This is a genomic window from Streptomyces sp. NPDC031670 (genome assembly GCF_055580545.1).
Genome location: NZ_JBVILC010000004.1, coordinates 245101 through 259405 on the forward strand (window position 1 = coordinate 245101; position 14305 = coordinate 259405).

15 protein-coding genes are annotated in these 14305 nt (G+C 71.7%); 7 read left to right on the top strand and 8 right to left on the bottom strand.

The annotated features are described in order from the left end of the window. Nucleotides 1–213: 213 nt before the first annotated feature. A complete protein-coding gene (locus tag ACZ5ID_RS10610; protein WP_468895675.1) occupies nt 214–1740 on the top strand; it encodes an FAD-dependent oxidoreductase in 1527 nt (508 codons plus the stop codon). Nucleotides 1741–1823: 83 nt separating this feature from the next. On the opposite strand, the gene ACZ5ID_RS10615 is transcribed toward ACZ5ID_RS10610, so the two are convergent. The 4 genes from ACZ5ID_RS10615 to ACZ5ID_RS10630 form a co-directional block, all read right to left on the bottom strand. Continuing rightward, a complete protein-coding gene (locus ACZ5ID_RS10615) occupies nt 1824–3914 on the bottom strand; it encodes a catalase (protein ID WP_468895678.1) in 2091 nt (696 codons plus the stop codon). Further along, the gene (locus ACZ5ID_RS10620; RefSeq protein WP_468895681.1) at nt 3911–4462 is read right to left on the bottom strand and encodes a type 1 glutamine amidotransferase domain-containing protein; all 552 of its coding nucleotides are present in this window, start codon (nt 4460–4462) and stop codon (nt 3911–3913) included. The genes ACZ5ID_RS10615 and ACZ5ID_RS10620 overlap by 4 nt, the downstream gene beginning before the upstream one ends. 45 nt (nt 4463–4507) lie before the next feature. After that, nucleotides 4508–4924, bottom strand: a complete 417-nt coding sequence (locus ACZ5ID_RS10625; RefSeq protein WP_468895684.1) for a CBS domain-containing protein — start codon at nt 4922–4924, stop codon at nt 4508–4510. A gap of 194 nt (nt 4925–5118) precedes the next feature. Beyond that, nucleotides 5119–5448, bottom strand: a complete 330-nt coding sequence (locus tag ACZ5ID_RS10630; protein WP_468895687.1) for a DUF6479 family protein — start codon at nt 5446–5448, stop codon at nt 5119–5121. Nucleotides 5449–5550: 102 nt separating this feature from the next. Here ACZ5ID_RS10630 and ACZ5ID_RS10635 point away from each other — a divergent pair, with 102 nt between their 5' ends. Further along, nucleotides 5551–6645 carry a carboxylate-amine ligase gene (locus ACZ5ID_RS10635; protein WP_468895690.1) on the top strand — a complete coding sequence of 365 codons (1095 nt, stop codon included), beginning with the start codon at nt 5551–5553 and terminating at the stop codon, nt 6643–6645. 33 nt (nt 6646–6678) lie between these two features. Here ACZ5ID_RS10635 and ACZ5ID_RS10640 read toward each other — a convergent pair whose 3' ends face one another. After that, the gene (locus ACZ5ID_RS10640; protein WP_468895693.1) at nt 6679–7059 is read right to left on the bottom strand and encodes a hypothetical protein; all 381 of its coding nucleotides are present in this window, start codon (nt 7057–7059) and stop codon (nt 6679–6681) included. A 159-nt stretch (nt 7060–7218) separates the two neighbouring features. On the opposite strand from ACZ5ID_RS10640, the gene ACZ5ID_RS10645 reads away from it, so the two are divergent. Next, entirely contained in the window at nt 7219–7668 is a 450-nt protein-coding gene (locus tag ACZ5ID_RS10645; RefSeq protein ID WP_468895696.1) for an SRPBCC family protein, read from the top strand. Between the two features lie 132 nt (nt 7669–7800). Here the strand turns inward: ACZ5ID_RS10645 and ACZ5ID_RS10650 are convergent, their stop codons facing one another. Together ACZ5ID_RS10650 and ACZ5ID_RS10655 are read right to left on the bottom strand one after the other, a co-directional pair. Then, nucleotides 7801–8445, bottom strand: a complete 645-nt coding sequence (locus ACZ5ID_RS10650) for a LysE family translocator (protein ID WP_468895699.1) — start codon at nt 8443–8445, stop codon at nt 7801–7803. A 172-nt stretch (nt 8446–8617) separates the two neighbouring features. After that, nucleotides 8618–9886: an MFS transporter gene (locus ACZ5ID_RS10655; RefSeq protein WP_468895702.1), complete on the bottom strand. Its 1269-nt coding sequence runs from the start codon at nt 9884–9886 to the stop codon at nt 8618–8620. 136 nt (nt 9887–10022) lie between these two features. Between ACZ5ID_RS10655 and ACZ5ID_RS10660 the strand changes: the two genes are divergently transcribed. Next, nucleotides 10023–10949 carry a LysR family transcriptional regulator gene (locus ACZ5ID_RS10660; RefSeq protein WP_468895705.1) on the top strand — a complete coding sequence of 309 codons (927 nt, stop codon included), beginning with the start codon at nt 10023–10025 and terminating at the stop codon, nt 10947–10949. A gap of 53 nt (nt 10950–11002) precedes the next feature. Here ACZ5ID_RS10660 and ACZ5ID_RS10665 read toward each other — a convergent pair whose 3' ends face one another. After that, entirely contained in the window at nt 11003–11686 is a 684-nt protein-coding gene (locus ACZ5ID_RS10665; RefSeq protein ID WP_468895708.1) for a type III effector protein, read from the bottom strand. Between the two features lie 128 nt (nt 11687–11814). Between ACZ5ID_RS10665 and ACZ5ID_RS10670 the strand changes: the two genes are divergently transcribed. The 3 genes from ACZ5ID_RS10670 to ACZ5ID_RS10680 all read left to right on the top strand — a co-directional run bounded on the left by ACZ5ID_RS10670 (nt 11815) and on the right by ACZ5ID_RS10680 (nt 14069). Then, the gene (locus tag ACZ5ID_RS10670; RefSeq protein ID WP_468895711.1) at nt 11815–12252 is read left to right on the top strand and encodes an Hsp20/alpha crystallin family protein; all 438 of its coding nucleotides are present in this window, start codon (nt 11815–11817) and stop codon (nt 12250–12252) included. 184 nt (nt 12253–12436) lie between these two features. Continuing rightward, entirely contained in the window at nt 12437–12832 is a 396-nt protein-coding gene (locus ACZ5ID_RS10675; protein ID WP_406554485.1) for a DUF2267 domain-containing protein, read from the top strand. Between the two features lie 439 nt (nt 12833–13271). Beyond that, the gene (locus ACZ5ID_RS10680) at nt 13272–14069 is read left to right on the top strand and encodes a SigB/SigF/SigG family RNA polymerase sigma factor (RefSeq protein ID WP_468895714.1); all 798 of its coding nucleotides are present in this window, start codon (nt 13272–13274) and stop codon (nt 14067–14069) included. Nucleotides 14070–14305 lie beyond the last annotated feature (236 nt).

The window sequence follows — 14305 nt, forward strand, 5'->3', positions numbered from 1 at the left end:
AAACCAAAATCACATCCTCCCATTCCCCTCCAAGGGGACCAAATCCCCAGACAAGTGTCGCCTTGGGGGGGGGTTTATTTCTTGGGGGGGGGGGGGGGCCCCCCCCCTCCCCCCCCCCCCCGCCGCGCAGCGCGGCCGGATCCCCGGCGGGGCCTCCCCCGGGCGGACGTCTCCCCGAGGTGTCGACGGAGCGCAGGCGGGCACCCGGTGCGCATGAATGAGACGCGGGCAACCGGGGGATCGTATTGGATCGAGACCGCTCCCGGCGGCACTCCGTACCCACCCCTGGACACGGACACCCGAGCCGATGTGGTGGTCGTCGGAGCGGGCATCGCCGGTCTGAGCGCGGCGCGCGAGCTCGCCCGCGCCGGCCGCAGCGTGGTCGTCGTCGAAGCCGGCCGGATCGCGCAGGGCGTCACCGGCCACACCACGGCCAAACTCACCGCCCTGCACAGCCTTTCGTACGCCCGGCTGACCCGCACCCGTGACGCGCAGGCCGCACATCTGTACGCGCGGTCGCAGACCGACGCCCTGGAGCACGCCGCCGCCGTGGTGGACGACCTGGGCATCGACTGCGACTGGGAACGCGTCCCCGCCTACACCTATCTGCGCGACACCAGCCGTATCGAAGAGCTTCGCGCGGAGGCGGAGGCGGCCCGGGCGGCGGGGCTGCCCGCCGAGTTCGTGCGGGAGACCGGGTTGCCGTACCCCGTCGCGGGCGCCGTACGGCTGGCGGACCAGGTCCAGTTCCATCCGCGCAAATACCTCCTGGCACTCGTCGACGACCTGCTCGCCCACGGCGGGAAGATCTACGAACACACCACCGTCGTCGACTTGGACGAGGGCGAGCCCTGCCGTGTGACCACCGATACGGGAGTGACCGTGACGGCCCGCGATGTCGTCGTGGCCACCCACTACCCCATCTTCGACCGGGCCCTGCTCTTCACCCGCCTGGCCATCCACCGCGAACTGGTCGTCGCCGCGCCGATTCCCGCCGACCGGGACCCGAAGGGTATGTACATCACCCCCGAGCTGAACACCCGCTCGGTACGGACCGCGCCCTACGAGGACGGCCGGCGGCTGCTGATCGTCACCGGCGAGAGCTTCACCCCGGGCGCCGAGGACACCCCCGCGCGGTTCGACAAGCTGGCCGAGTGGGCGCGGCAGCACTTCCCCGGCATCACCATCACCCACCGCTGGGCGGCCCAGGACACCGACCCCACCGATCAGGTGCCCATGGTCGGCCGTCTCCACGCACGGGCGTCGCACGCGTATGTGGCGACCGGCTTCGGCGGCTGGGGCATGAGCGGCGGCATCATGGCCGGGCGCCTGCTCACCTCGCAGATCACCGGCGAACCGCTTCCGTGGAGCGGCCTGTACGACCCGACGCGCATCCTCAGCGCCGTACGCCAGGCTCCCGAGTTCCTCCAGAACCAGGCGAAGGTCGCCCGCCACTTCGTGGGCGACCGGCTGCGTCCGCCGAAGGTCGGGGACGTCTCCGAGATCGAACCGGGCAGTGGTGCCGTGGTCCGCGTCGACGGCGAGCGGTGCGCGGTCTACCGTGACGAACGGGGCGAAGCGCACGCAGTGTCGGCGCGCTGCACCCATCTGGGCTGCCTGGTCGCCTTCAACAGCGCGGAACGCACCTGGGAATGCCCGTGCCACGGCTCCCGCTTCGACACCGACGGCAAGGTCATCCAGGGGCCCGCGACCCGTCCGCTCGGGCAGCGGAAGGTCTGAAGGTGTAGAGCCCCCGGTTGTGAAAACAGCCCCCCACGGCAGTGCCGTGAGGGGCTGTTTCCGTTCCGGACGGAACCACCGGGTCAGCGCAGCAGCGCCGGCCGGTTCCAGTGCCGGTGTGCGGCGACGGCCTGGATGAAGCGTTCGGCGAACTCCTCGCCGTCGGCGGAGGGCCGGGCCGTGGGATCCGTGACCACGCCGTGGTCGGCGGCGACACCTTGGCCCTGCTCGGTGGTGACACCCAGCCGGTCCAGGAGGGCGACCGCCGAGCCGAGGGCGCCGATCGGCTTGCCGTGGCGGTAGGCGTCCCGGACGAAGCGGACGGCGGCCTCCTCGGTGAGCAGCGGGGAGTCACCGGGCGGGCCGTCCGGCAGCAGGACCGCGTCGTAGAGCACGGAGGCGACGGTGGGCAGGGCCCGGTCGACGACGTAACCGCTGCCGTCCAGGCCGGTGATCTTCCCGTCGTGCGGGGCGATGGCCTCCACGATGGCGCCCTGGGAGACGAGTGCTTCGCGGATCGGCGCGAGGTGTTCCGTCTCCAGCCCGTCGGCCACCAGCAGGGCGATCCGGCGGGTGCTGATGGAGCCCTCGCCGCGCAGGGATTCCAGGCTGAGCGCGGGGGAACTCCCCTTGTGCCGGTCCGCGCCCTGACGCGGGGCGGGGACACCGATGCCCTCGGCCACTGCCCGGGCCAGCGCCCCGTCCACCGAGGCCAGGACCTCGACGGTGCGGGCGCGGACGCTCATCGCCTCGACCTTGCCGAGCTCGAAACGGAAGGCGTCGATGATGTGCTGCTTCTCCCAGCCGCTCATGCTGTTCCAGAACAGTGCCGCCTGGCTGTAGTGGTCCTGGAAGCTGGCGCTGCGGCGACGGATCTTCTCGCCGTCCACCCGTTCGGCGTGGTGCCGGTACGCGTCGGCGTGACCGCCCGCGACCGCGGGGCAGCCGCCGCCGAGCGAGTTGGGGGTGTAGCTGGTGGCGCCGGAGTGGACCACGCCCTGGTGCGGGCCGTCGCGGTGGTTGGTCCGTACGGGTGCGAGCGGCTGGTTCACCGGCAGCTGGGCGAAGTTGGGGCCGCCCAGTCGCAGCAACTGGGTGTCCAGATAGGAGAAGTTCCGGGCCTGGAGGAGGGGGTCGTTGGTGAAGTCGATACCCGGCACCACGTTGGCCGTGTGGAAGGCGACCTGCTCGGTCTCGGCGAAGAAGTTCTCGGGGTTGCGGTCCAGGACCATCCGCCCGATGGGGCGGACGGGCACCTGCTCCTCCGGGATCAGCTTCGTGGCGTCCAGCAGGTCGAAGTCGAAGGCGAACTCGTCCTCCTCCGGCACGAGCTGGACGCCGAGCTCCCACTCGGGGTAGTCGCCCGCCTCGATCGCCTGCCACAGGTCGCGGCGGTTGAAGTCCGGGTCGCGCCCCTGGCACTCCTGGGCCTCGTCCCATATCAGCGAGTGGACGCCGAGCTTGGGCTTCCAGTGGAACTTGACGAAGGTGCCCTTGCCGTTCGCGTCGACAAAACGGAAGGTGTGCACCCCGAAGCCCTGCATCATCCGGTAGCTGCGCGGGATGGCGCGGTCCGACATCAGCCACATGATGGCGTGCAGCGTCTCCGGCTGGAGCGACACGAAGTCCCACAGCGTGTCATGGGCGGAGGCGCCGGTGGGTATCTCGTTGTGCGGCTCGGGCTTGAGCGCGTGGACGAAGTCCGGGAACTTGATGCCGTCCTGGATGAAGAAGACCGGGACGTTGTTGCCCACCAGGTCGTAATTGCCCTGCGAGGTATAGAACTTCGTGGCGAATCCGCGCACGTCCCGTACGGTGTCGGCCGATCCGCGCGGGCCCTGCACGGTCGAGAACCGGACGAACACGGGTGTCTTGACTTCGGGGTCCTGGAGGAACGCGGCCTGGGTGAAGTCCGCGCACGACTCGTACGGCTGGAAATACCCGTAGGCACCGGCGCCGCGCGCGTGCACCACGCGCTCGGGTATCCGCTCGTGGTCGAAGTGGGTGAGCTTCTCGCGGAAGTGGAAGTCCTCCAGCAGGGTGGGTCCGCGTTCACCCACCCGCAGGGAGTCGTCGGTGTGGTCCACGACGACTCCCTGGTCGGTGGTGAGCGGGCCCGATGCCGGGTCGTGCGCCCGGAAGGCGTCACGCTGTGTCCGCTTGGGGTCGGTCACCGAACGGTCCTCCCGGCCTTGTCGAACGCGGTTGTCAGCGCCTCGCAGAAGGCGGGCAGGTCATCGGGCTTGCGGCTGGTGATCAGGACGTTCGGCCCGTGGTCGCAGATCTTCACCTCTTCGTCGACCCATTCACCGCCGGCGTTGCGGATGTCCGTACGCAGACTCGGCCAGGACGTCAGAACCCGTCCGCGCACCACATCGGCCTCCACCAGCGTCCAGGGGGCGTGACAGATCGCCGCGACCGGCTTGCCCAGATCGAAGAACGCCTTGGTGAACGCCACGGCCTTCTCGTCCAGCCGCAGGAAGTCGGGGTTGGCGACGCCGCCCGCGAGGACGAGTCCGTCGAACTCCGCCGCGTCCGCCTCACCGACGACCTCGTCGACGGGGAACGTATCCGCCTTGTCGAGGTGGTTGAACGCCTGGATCTCCCCCTTCTCGGTGGAGACCAGCACGGGCGTGCCGCCCGCGGCGTCCACCGCCTGCCACGGCTCGGTGAGCTCTTTCTGCTCCACGCCCTCGGGCGCGACGAGAAATGCGATCCGCATGTCTGCTCGGTCCTTTCGTGTTGGTGCTCTGTGCGTGCCCCGGCCTCAGCCGGTCGACAGCGCCTCAAGAAGGTCGCCGACCTCCGGCGACGGCAGCGAGCGCGCCACGTCCGCCAGGGCGACCATCCCGACCAGGGTGTGGCCGTCGATGACGGGCAGCCGACGCACCTGGTGGGTCCTCATCGTCCGGAAGATCTCGTCCACGTCGTCGTCGGCGCCGATGGTGACGGCCTCGCCCTGGGCGAGGTCACCTGCCGTCGTCGCGGCGGGGTCCTTGCCCGCGCCCAGCACCTTGACGACGATGTCACGGTCGGTGATCACGCCTTTCAGGCGGTTGTCGCTGCCACAGATGGGCAGCGCGCCCACGCCGAGCTCGGTGAGCTTGACGGCCGCCTCCAGGACGGACTCCGTCGCCGAGGCGCACTCGGCGCCGGGCGTCATGATGTCGCGTGCGGTGGTCATGTCCGGTCCCTTCACTTCGGTGTGCGGCGCATGGGTCTGTCGGCCGCCGGGTGCCCCGGACCACCACCGGATAACGTGCGGAACGGGCCAGGCCGGCGATCGACGCCGAAAGCCGCGGCGTGCGCCGCCCGGAAGCGGGCCGCCTCACGCGCCGACGACCCGGCCGCCGCGCCGGTCGACGATCACTCAGCGCGTCACCGATCGCGGTCGTCCGTCGAGGGTTCCTGCTGCGACCCCGCCCGCCGGGTGCCGGAGTTCCCGAATCCGTGCAGTCCGTGCGGCTTCAGCCGGGCGCCGTCACGGGGTACCTCGTCCGGCTCGCGGCGCTCGACGATCTCGCCCACGGGCCCGGACTCGGGAAGCCTGGGCTGCTCCTCCGGACGGGGCACCCGGGCCCGGCGCCTGCGCTGGCCACGCCACACCAGGGCGATGAGCAGCGCCACGAGGAGTACACCGACGACGAAGGGAGCCACGCCGACAGCCAGGTCTCGGCCGGCGGCCAGTTCTGTGTTGCGCAAAGTCATGACAGGCGGATACCCGGCAGCCGGGCGCGAAACGGTGGGTTCCCCTCCGGAGCGGACTCGGTGCGTACGGTTCACACAGCGCGACACGGGTACTCGCAGGCCATGCTCACGTTTGGGGTCGAAGAAGAGTATCTCCTGGTGCATCCCACCACCGGGCTGCCGGTCGCGCGCTCCGAAGGCGTACGTGCCGCCGCCGGTCTGGGGAAGACCGTGGACGAGGACGAGGTCCAGCCCGAGCTGCTCCAGGCCCAGGTCGAGGTAGCCACACCGGTCTGTCAGGCACTTGAGGAGGTCGGCGGCCATCTGCTGCGTCTGCGGCACGCGCTCGGGTCCGCCGCCGAGGGCCTCGGCTGCCGTCTCGCCGCCGTCGGAGCGGCTCCCGTCGTGGGGGAGACCCCCGTGCCCGTCACCGAGCGCCCCCGCTACCGGGCCATGCATATCAGTGCGGGGCAACTGGTCGACGAGCAGCTGATCAACGGTATGCACGTGCATGTGGGGGTGCCGGACCGCGAGGTGGGCGTCGCGGTCCTCAACCGCATCCGCGTCTGGCTGCCCACCCTGCTCGCGATGTCGGTCAACTCCCCGTTGTGGGACGGCCATGAGACCGGATTCGCCAGCTGGCGCACGCTCGTCTTCAGCCGCTGGCCCGTCAGCGGACCGCCGCCGCGCTTCGCCGACCTCGACGACTACGAGAGCCGCGCGCAGGCGCTCAAGGCGGCGGGGGCCGTCATGGACAGGGGCCAGCTGTACTGGCACGCCCGTCTCAGCGAGAACTACCCGACCGTCGAAGTGCGCTGCCTGGACGTCCAGTTGCGGGCCGACGACGCGGTGCTGCTGGCCGCCATCGTCCGGGCGCTGGTGGCCACCGCGATCCGCGAGCACAAGGAGGGGCTGCCCGTTCCGGAGTGTCCGGGCGAGCTCGTGCAGGCCGCCACGTGGCGCGCCGCCCGGGACGGCCTGACCGGCAAACTGGTCACCCCCGACGGACAACTGCGCAGTTGCGGCGACGTGCTGTGCATGCTCATGAAGCACATCGGCCCGGCGCTGGAGGCGCTGGGCGACACCCGGGAAGTCGACGCCCTGCTCCACCGGCTCCTGCGCGAGGGGACGGGTGCGGACCGGCAGCAGAAGGCCTTCGCCGAGGGCGGGCTCGCAGCGGTACGCGAGCTGATCACCAGCCAGAGCCTGCTGGCCTGAGTCGGCGGCGTCGGGCGGCGCGCGGGAGGCGGGTCAGCGGCTGCGCAGATGGAGCTGCACATCCACTTCCTGGTCGCCCGACGCCGTACCGTCGTCGCTCACCGCGAAGGCCAGCGCGAAGGTGTCGCGCAGCCGCCCCACCGGCCCGGGGCCGCCCTGCATGTTGACGGTGACACTCTCGCCCAGCGTCACCGGCTCCACCTCGCCGGAGCGGTGGGAGGTGTCGACCATCGCGGTCCACACCGTGGGGTGCGCGGAGATGTCCCGCGTCGAAGGGGCCGTGACGCCCCGCTCGGAGGAGTACCACCGGTGCAGGCTCGTGAGGACCGCTTCGGCGTCGCCGGCTGAGCAGCCGCCGAGGACGACATGCACATGTTGCGCCGATGGCGCCTCGGTCCCGAGGGTGGGTTCCATGATCCGTCCCTCCTCACTGGTTTCACCAGGGGCGGCTTCCCGCAGGTACCCGTATGGCGGCGGCGAAACCGGAATGGGAAACCGAGTGATCGCGTGGGAGCGGGGTACCCGCTGTCCGCAGAAGACCCCGATACCCACCCGAGACGCAGGAGGCAGTGCATGTCGCAGGTTGAGCAGTCCGTCGAGGTGGCCGTCCCGGTCCGCACCGCGTACGACCAGTGGACCCAGTTCGAGTCCTTCCCGCAGTTCATGGACGGCGTCGAGCGCATCGAGCAGCGCACCTCCACCCTCACCCACTGGGTGACGAGTGTGGACGGTGTGAAGCGGGAGTTCGACGCCGAGATCACCGAGCAGCGTCCCGACGAGCGCGTCGCCTGGACCACCGTCGGCGGCGACGTGCGTCAGGCCGGTGTGGTGACGTTCCATCGCATCGACGACACGACCACCAAGGTGATGCTCCAGATGGACTTCGACCCCGAGGGCATGGCCGAGACGGTCGGCGACAAGCTCGGGTTCGTCAAGCGCCAGGTGAGCGGTGACCTGAAGCGCTTCAAGGAGTTCATCGAGTCGCGCGGCGCCGAGACCGGCGCGTGGCGCGGACAGGTCTGAACCCCGCCGGAGGCGAACACCCGGGACCCGACCCCTTGCTGATGCCGCCCGCGCACTTCTGTGCCGGACCTGGAACAGCAGGGGGTCGGCCATGTGTCGGCGCCGCCGACGGCTTCCCTGCCCCCCAGCCTGCTAGTCGGCGCGGCCCGTCGCCGCCACGGTCACGCCCAGGCCGATCATCGCGAGGCCGCCGGCACCGCCCACCATCGACAGCCGACGGTCCGAGCGCGCGAACCAGGAACGGGCCGCGGCGGCGCCCAGGCCCCACAGCGTGTCCGTGATCATGCCGATGGCGACCGGGACCAGCCCCAGCACCATCATCTGAAGGGGAACACGGCCGGCCGAGTGGTCCACGAACTGCGGCAGTACCGCAGCGAAGAAGACCACACCCTTGGGGTTGGTGACGCCGACGAGAACGCCGTCCATGACCGTACGCAGATCACCGCGCCGCTCCCCCGCGGGGGCCGCCATGGCCGCCGCGCGCATCTCCTTGCGGTGCCGGAAGGCCTGCACGCCGAGGTGGACGAGGTACACCGCCCCGGCCAGCTTCACGCCCATGAAGACCGTGGCCGAACTCTCCACCAGCGCGCCGAGCCCCCAGGCGACGGCGACCACCAGGAGATACGAACCGAGCAGGTTGCCGACGACGGTCGCGAGCGCCACGCGTCGGCCGTGCGCCAGGGCCCTGCCGATCACGAACAACACGCTCGGCCCGGGAATCACGATCACCAGCAGCGACATCGCCGCGAACGCCAGAATGCTCTCCGTGGACACCATCTGTCCGCCCCCTCATGCTGCTTTGTCCCGGAGCCCATACAAACAGGCGCCCAGCCGTCCACTCCAGAAGCGTCCACCCATTGATACCGCCCCACGGGCGCCCGCGCCGGGCAACGGCAGCGGGCTTGTGAGCCCGGCCCCTCAGCCGGGGGGGGGGGACGATGCGGCGGTGTCACGTGGCGTTCACCGCCCGCTCCCCCTCCCCCTCCTCGGCCTCCTCCTTCCCTGCCGTCCCCGTCGCCGCCCGTCGCGGCAGCAGCAACGGGGTCGCCAGCAGTAGGACGCCCGCGGTGGCGATCGCGGTGCGGGGGCCGGTGGTGGCCGCCAGCAGGCCCCACGCGGCGGTCAGGGCCGCGATCGCCGCGCTGCTGCTGATCGACCATGCCGCCAGGGTGCGGGCCAGCTTGCCGGGGTCGGTGTGTTCGAGGCGGTAGGTGGCCAGCAGCGGGTTGAACAGGCCGCAGCACGTCACCAGCCCCAGCTGGACGGTGATGATCAGGACGGCTCCGGACGCGCCGGGGCCGGCGAACGCCAGCCCGACCGGCCAGCACGCACGCAGCACCCCGGCCGTGCGCATCACCCTGTGCTGTCCGAAGCGCGCCGCGAGAGGGCGGGCGAGGCGGGAGCCGATCAGGCCCCCCACGCACGGGGACGCGAACACGAGACCGTACTGCCACGGGGCGTACCCGAGGTGGTCGAGCAGGAGGACGGCCATCAGCGGCTCGGTGACCATGATCAGACCGTTGACCGCGACGGTGTTGAGGAACAGGGGGCGCAGGGCGGGGTGGGTCAGGATGTGGCGCCACCCTTCGAGGAGGTCGCCCGCGCGCAGCCGCGGTGCGGCGGGCCGGGCGGGGCGCGGCTCGTTTCCGCCGATGGCGCGGATGCCCAGGGCCGAGAGCAGATAGCTGACCGCGTCGGCCACCACGGTCGTGACCGGGCCGAGGAGACCGATCGCGGCCCCGCCGAGCGGGGGTCCGACCGTGGTCGCGCTCCACGTGGTGGACTCGAAGCGGCTGTTCGCGACGAGCAGGTCCTCCGGCGGCACGAGCGCCTTGACGTACGCGCCGCAGGCCGCCTTGAAGGCGATGTCGGCCGCGGCCGTCACGACGGAGACGACCAGGAGCTGGACGAAGGTGAGGCGGCCGAGGGCGAACGCGAGGGGGATGCTCATCAGTACCGTGAACCGGATCAGGTCCATCGCCACCATGACCGGCCGCTTGCGGCGGAACTCCATCCACGGCCCCAGCGGCACCGCGAGCAAGGCGCCCACCGCCCGCCCCGCCGCGGCCAGCGCCGCCACCTGGGCCGGTCCGCAGTGCAGCACGATGACCGCGATCAGCGGAAAGGCGCCGAAGCCCAGCCCCGATCCGTACGAGCTGACCGCGAACGCCGCCCACAACCACCCGAAGCGCCGCCCCAGCGCCCGCCGACCCCGCATGCCCCGCCCCGCCCCTCGACCGTTCCGCACAACCACACGCTGACCACCGGTATCCAAGCGAGTGGCGGGCGCCGAAATCAAACAACCGGACGGCCCCGGCCGCACAACCACTGGTTGTCCGCATACGATCGCGGCCGTGGACCTCGACGCCGTACGCACCTTCGTGACCGCTGCCGACGGGGGGCGTTTCCAGGACGCCGCCGCGGCATTGTCGGTCACCCAGCAGGCCGTCTCCAAACGGATCGCCACCCTGGAGAAGACCCTCGGCGTCCGGCTCTTCACCCGCGGCGCGCGGGGAGCGAAGCTCACCATCGACGGGCAGGCGTTCCTGCCCCACGCCCGTGATCTCCTGCGGGCCGAGGAGCGGGCCCTCGCCTCCGTCCGTCCCGGCAGCCGTGCGCTGCGCGTCGACGTGATCGGCCGGCGGCTCGCGCCGGCCTCGCTGCTGCGTGACTTCCGCCGGGGACATCCCGAGGCCGAGCTCGACGTCGTGACGCTCTTCGACGCCGACGCGGCGGTGGACGCCATTCGCTCCGGCACGATCGACGCGTCCTTCCGCGCCGTCACCATGCCCGGCCGGCGCCTTCCCGACGACATCGAGACCGCGCGCGTCTACGACGAGCCCATCCAACTGCTCACCGGCCCGGCCCACGACCTCGCCTCCGTGCGCGCGGTCGCACCCGCCGACCTCGCGGGCCGCCGGATCTGGATGCCCGGCCTCGTTCCCGGCACCGAATGGGGCGCCTACTACGACGCCCTGGCCGCCGCGTTCGGGCTCACCATCGAGATCACCGGCCCCGACTTCGGCACCGAACCCCTGCTGGACACCATCGCCGACTCCCGGTCCCTGGCGACCTTCGTCGGCGAGCGGACCCATCTGGTCTGGCCCGCGGACCACGGTCTGCGCCGCATCGCGCTGCGGGATCCGGCCCCGGTGTACCCCCACTCACTGATCTGGCACCGGGACAACACGCACCCGACCCTCGCCGCGCTCCGCGCCGACCTCCACGCCCGGCGAGCGGGCCACTCCCCGGTCGGGACGTGGGCGCCGACGTGGGCTTAGTGCGGGGCGAGCGCCGAACGACTTGACGACGTGGTGCACACCCGGCCGGCGGATCAGCCGGTGGCGTCCGTACCCGTACCGGTACCCCCGCCCGTACCCGTGGCCGCGTTCGGGAGGGCGTCGAGCCGGGCGGCGAGGTCGGGGTGGGGGCCGGCCAGATAGGGCCGGGTCGCGGTCAGGGGAGGGAGGAGGTCGGCCGGGTCCTCCTGGCCGAGGGCCGCGTCGAGGTGGCGGAGCGGTATCCGGGCCGCGGCGGGGAGGTCGGTGAGCGCGGTGATCTGACCCGCGAGACGGCGCAGGTCGGCGGCGTTGTGGCGGGCCCAGGTGGCGACCGTGCGCTCGGCGGCGCGCTTTTCACGAGCGGCCTGGACACGCTGTTCGCCGGTGCTCCCGGCGAGGCCGGGCCGGTTGCGCAGATAGCGGCGCTCGGCGGCCTGGCGGCTGGCGACGCCGAGGGGGTGGGCGAGGTCGGCCCAGCTGGCGCCGGCCTCACGGGCGGTCTCGATCAGACCGGTCTCCCACCCGGCGAGCTGCTCGCGGACCTGCCGCAGCAACAGCAGGGAGGCGAGCGCCTGCTCCGGGCCGTCCCCGCCGGTGGCGGACGTACCGCCGGACCCTTCGTCCCGGGCCGCGCGCAGGGCGTTGTCGATGGTCTCCAGCGCCGCGGCGGCGGCGAGGAACGAGGCCGGGCTCCGGGCCTCGTCATTCGCCGAGGGCGGCTGGTGGGCGCCTGCCATGGGGGCCTCCTTCCCTGCTGTCGTCGTGTCGACGACACCGCATTTGTCATCCATCGGATGACATGCTACAACGTTTTCCGTGAGGCGCATTGGCAGGTACTGCCCGAACCTTCTGGAGGTGTTTCACGATGTTGATGCGCACCGACCCGTTCCGTGAACTCGACCGGCTGGCCCAGCAGCTGATCAGCCCGGGCACCGGCACCTGGACCCGGCCGTCCGCGATGGCGATGGACGCCTACCGCGAGAACGACGAGTACGTGGTGGCCTTCGACCTTCCGGGCGTCAGCGCCGAGGCGATCGACATCGACGTCGAGCGGAACATGCTGACCGTCAAGGCCGAGCGGCGGCCCGTCGGCAAGGCCGACGGAGTGCAGATGGAGCTGTCGGAACGGCCGATGGGCGCGTTCTCCCGCCAGCTCGTGCTGGCCGACACCCTCGACACCGAACGCATCAAGGCCGACTACGAGGCCGGGGTGCTCACCCTGCGCATCCCGATCGCCGAACGCGCCAAGCCCCGCAAGATCACCATCAGCGGGGAGTCCTCCCGCAAGGAGATCCGCGCCTGAGCCGGACCGACGGCAGGGAGGACGGACCGGTCCAGCCCCGTCCTCCCGCCCGGCCCCCCGCCCCTCCCCTCCGCCCGGCGTGCCGCCCCGAACCGCCGGGTCCTCCCCTCACGTCCTCGGCGACAGAAAGGCAACGACCGCAGTGATCTCCGACCTGCAGACAGCGCCCCGGCGCGTACTGGCGATGACCTATGAGCAGATGCTGGAGAAGGTCCGCTACGAAGGCGCGTATCCGACCCGGGAGCGGGCCGAGCAAGCCGTACGGCTGGTGGTGTCGGGGCTGGGGCGCCAACTGACCGGTGAGGAACGCGTCGAGCTGGCCGCCAGGCTGCCCCACGAGGCGGCGCGCATCCTGACCGAGCAGATCCCCGACGTGCAGCCGCTCACCGGCTGGGCGCTGGTCAAGGACCTGGCCGGCCGCACCGGCGCGACCCTCGCGACCACCCGCTGGGACACCGGATCGGTCCTGTCCACCGTCGCCGATCTGGCGGGCCCCGAACTCCTCACCCGCATCCTGAACCAACTCCCGGCCGGTTACGCGCTGCTGTTCGGCCGCGCGGAACTCACCCAGGCCGCGTAGACCCGCGGGGCGCCGCCACCCGCCCGCGTGGTCCGCGCCCCGTGCGCATGTCGCGTCCCCGCCCGCCCCCCGCCCCCTGACCGTCGAGCGCCGGAGCCGCAGCGTCCCACCACGCGGCTCCGGCCGACGCGTTGCGACGACGCCCGCAGGGCCCGCGGCCCCTGCCCGCCGCGGTGCGCCCGAACGGGTCACCCGCCTCGCCCCGGACCCTCCTGCTGCTTAGGCTCCTGGTGCGGTCCGGTCCGTTCGGGAGCCGGTGCGCGGCCGGTCCCGAACCGGGCGTTTCCCCAACGGCGAGCGGGGCAGGCGCGAGTCGTGCTTCGGACCGGAGGCACGCCCGCTGGACGCGTGTGTCCCGGCGACGCCAACTCCGGACGCGTCCTGGTCACATGAGGTTCGGCGGCGTCACCCACACCCCCGACGTGCAGGAGCCCGCGCCATGCCCAACAGCCTCGCTCGTAAGCGGACCCACGACGACGCCCCCGACACCCATGACGCCTTCGCCCGGCTGAACGCACTGGACGAGGGCCCGGAACACGACGCGCTGCGCGAGGACCTGGTGGCGCGGTGGATGCCGATGGCCCAGCGCCTGGCCGGCAAGTACCGCAATCGCGGCGCCGAGCTGGAGGACCTGTATCAGGTCGCGGCGATGGGGCTGGTGAAGGCCGTCGACCGGTACGAGGTCGCGCGGGGCGCGTTCGAGGCGTACGCGATCCCCACCATCAACGGCGAGCTCAAGCGTCACTTCCGCGACTCCCTGTGGGCCGTCCACGTCCCCCGCCGTGTCCAGGAGGCGCGCAACAAGGTCCGGGTGGCGCGCCAGCAGCTCCAGGCCGCGCACCCCGGTGAGCCCACCATCGCCGAACTCGCCGCCCACTGCGGGCTGGAGGAGGAGGACGTCCGGGACGGGCTGGAGGCCCTGGACTCCTTCAAGAGCCTCTCCCTGGAGGCCGAGTCCGGCCCCGGGAGCAGCGGCGGCGAGGGACTGTCGCTGGCCGACACCCTCGGGGCGACCGAGCCCGGCTTCGACACCGTCGTCGACCGGGAGGCGGTCAAACCGGCGCTGCGGGCCCTGCCCGAGCGGGAGTCGAAGATCCTTTACATGCGGTTCTTCAGCGACATGACCCAGAGCCAGATCGCTGCCGAGCTGGGTATCTCCCAGATGCACGTCTCCCGGCTCCTCAGCCGTACCTGCACCCGCGTGCGCCGCGAGGCCCTCGCGGAACAGGCCGCCTGACACTCCTGCCGTTCCAGCGATCCGTACGTCCGGACGACCCGAACTCCCCCGGACGCGCGCACATGTCACCGGCCGGAGACATCCCAGCGCCTTCCTCCCGCGCTGCCGGAGCGGCAGCCCCCCCACCCGCACACGTTCACCCGGAGGGACCAGCCGACATGCCCGAAGGACCTGTTGCCTCGAAGAATGAAGGGGCACCGGCGTCGCGCCGCGCCCCGGCAGAGAGGCCCCTCCCC

Bases quoted from the DNA above. Each gene is read 5' to 3' on its own strand.
- ACZ5ID_RS10610 (WP_468895675.1), top strand. From the start codon at position 214: ATGAATGAGACGCGGGCAACCGGGGGATCGTATTGGATCGAGACCGCT.
- ACZ5ID_RS10620 (WP_468895681.1), bottom strand. From the start codon at position 4,462: ATGCGGATCGCATTTCTCGTCGCGCCCGAGGGCGTGGAGCAGAAAGAG.
- ACZ5ID_RS10625 (WP_468895684.1), bottom strand. From the start codon at position 4,924: ATGACCACCGCACGCGACATCATGACGCCCGGCGCCGAGTGCGCCTCG.
- ACZ5ID_RS10630 (WP_468895687.1), bottom strand. From the start codon at position 5,448: ATGACTTTGCGCAACACAGAACTGGCCGCCGGCCGAGACCTGGCTGTC.
- ACZ5ID_RS10635 (WP_468895690.1), top strand. From the start codon at position 5,551: ATGCTCACGTTTGGGGTCGAAGAAGAGTATCTCCTGGTGCATCCCACC.
- ACZ5ID_RS10640 (WP_468895693.1), bottom strand. From the start codon at position 7,059: ATGGAACCCACCCTCGGGACCGAGGCGCCATCGGCGCAACATGTGCAT.
- ACZ5ID_RS10645 (WP_468895696.1), top strand. From the start codon at position 7,219: ATGTCGCAGGTTGAGCAGTCCGTCGAGGTGGCCGTCCCGGTCCGCACC.
- ACZ5ID_RS10650 (WP_468895699.1), bottom strand. From the start codon at position 8,445: ATGGTGTCCACGGAGAGCATTCTGGCGTTCGCGGCGATGTCGCTGCTG.
- ACZ5ID_RS10655 (WP_468895702.1), bottom strand. From the start codon at position 9,886: ATGCGGGGTCGGCGGGCGCTGGGGCGGCGCTTCGGGTGGTTGTGGGCG.
- ACZ5ID_RS10665 (WP_468895708.1), bottom strand. From the start codon at position 11,686: ATGGCAGGCGCCCACCAGCCGCCCTCGGCGAATGACGAGGCCCGGAGC.
- ACZ5ID_RS10670 (WP_468895711.1), top strand. From the start codon at position 11,815: ATGTTGATGCGCACCGACCCGTTCCGTGAACTCGACCGGCTGGCCCAG.
- ACZ5ID_RS10675 (WP_406554485.1), top strand. From the start codon at position 12,437: ATGACCTATGAGCAGATGCTGGAGAAGGTCCGCTACGAAGGCGCGTAT.
- ACZ5ID_RS10680 (WP_468895714.1), top strand. From the start codon at position 13,272: ATGCCCAACAGCCTCGCTCGTAAGCGGACCCACGACGACGCCCCCGAC.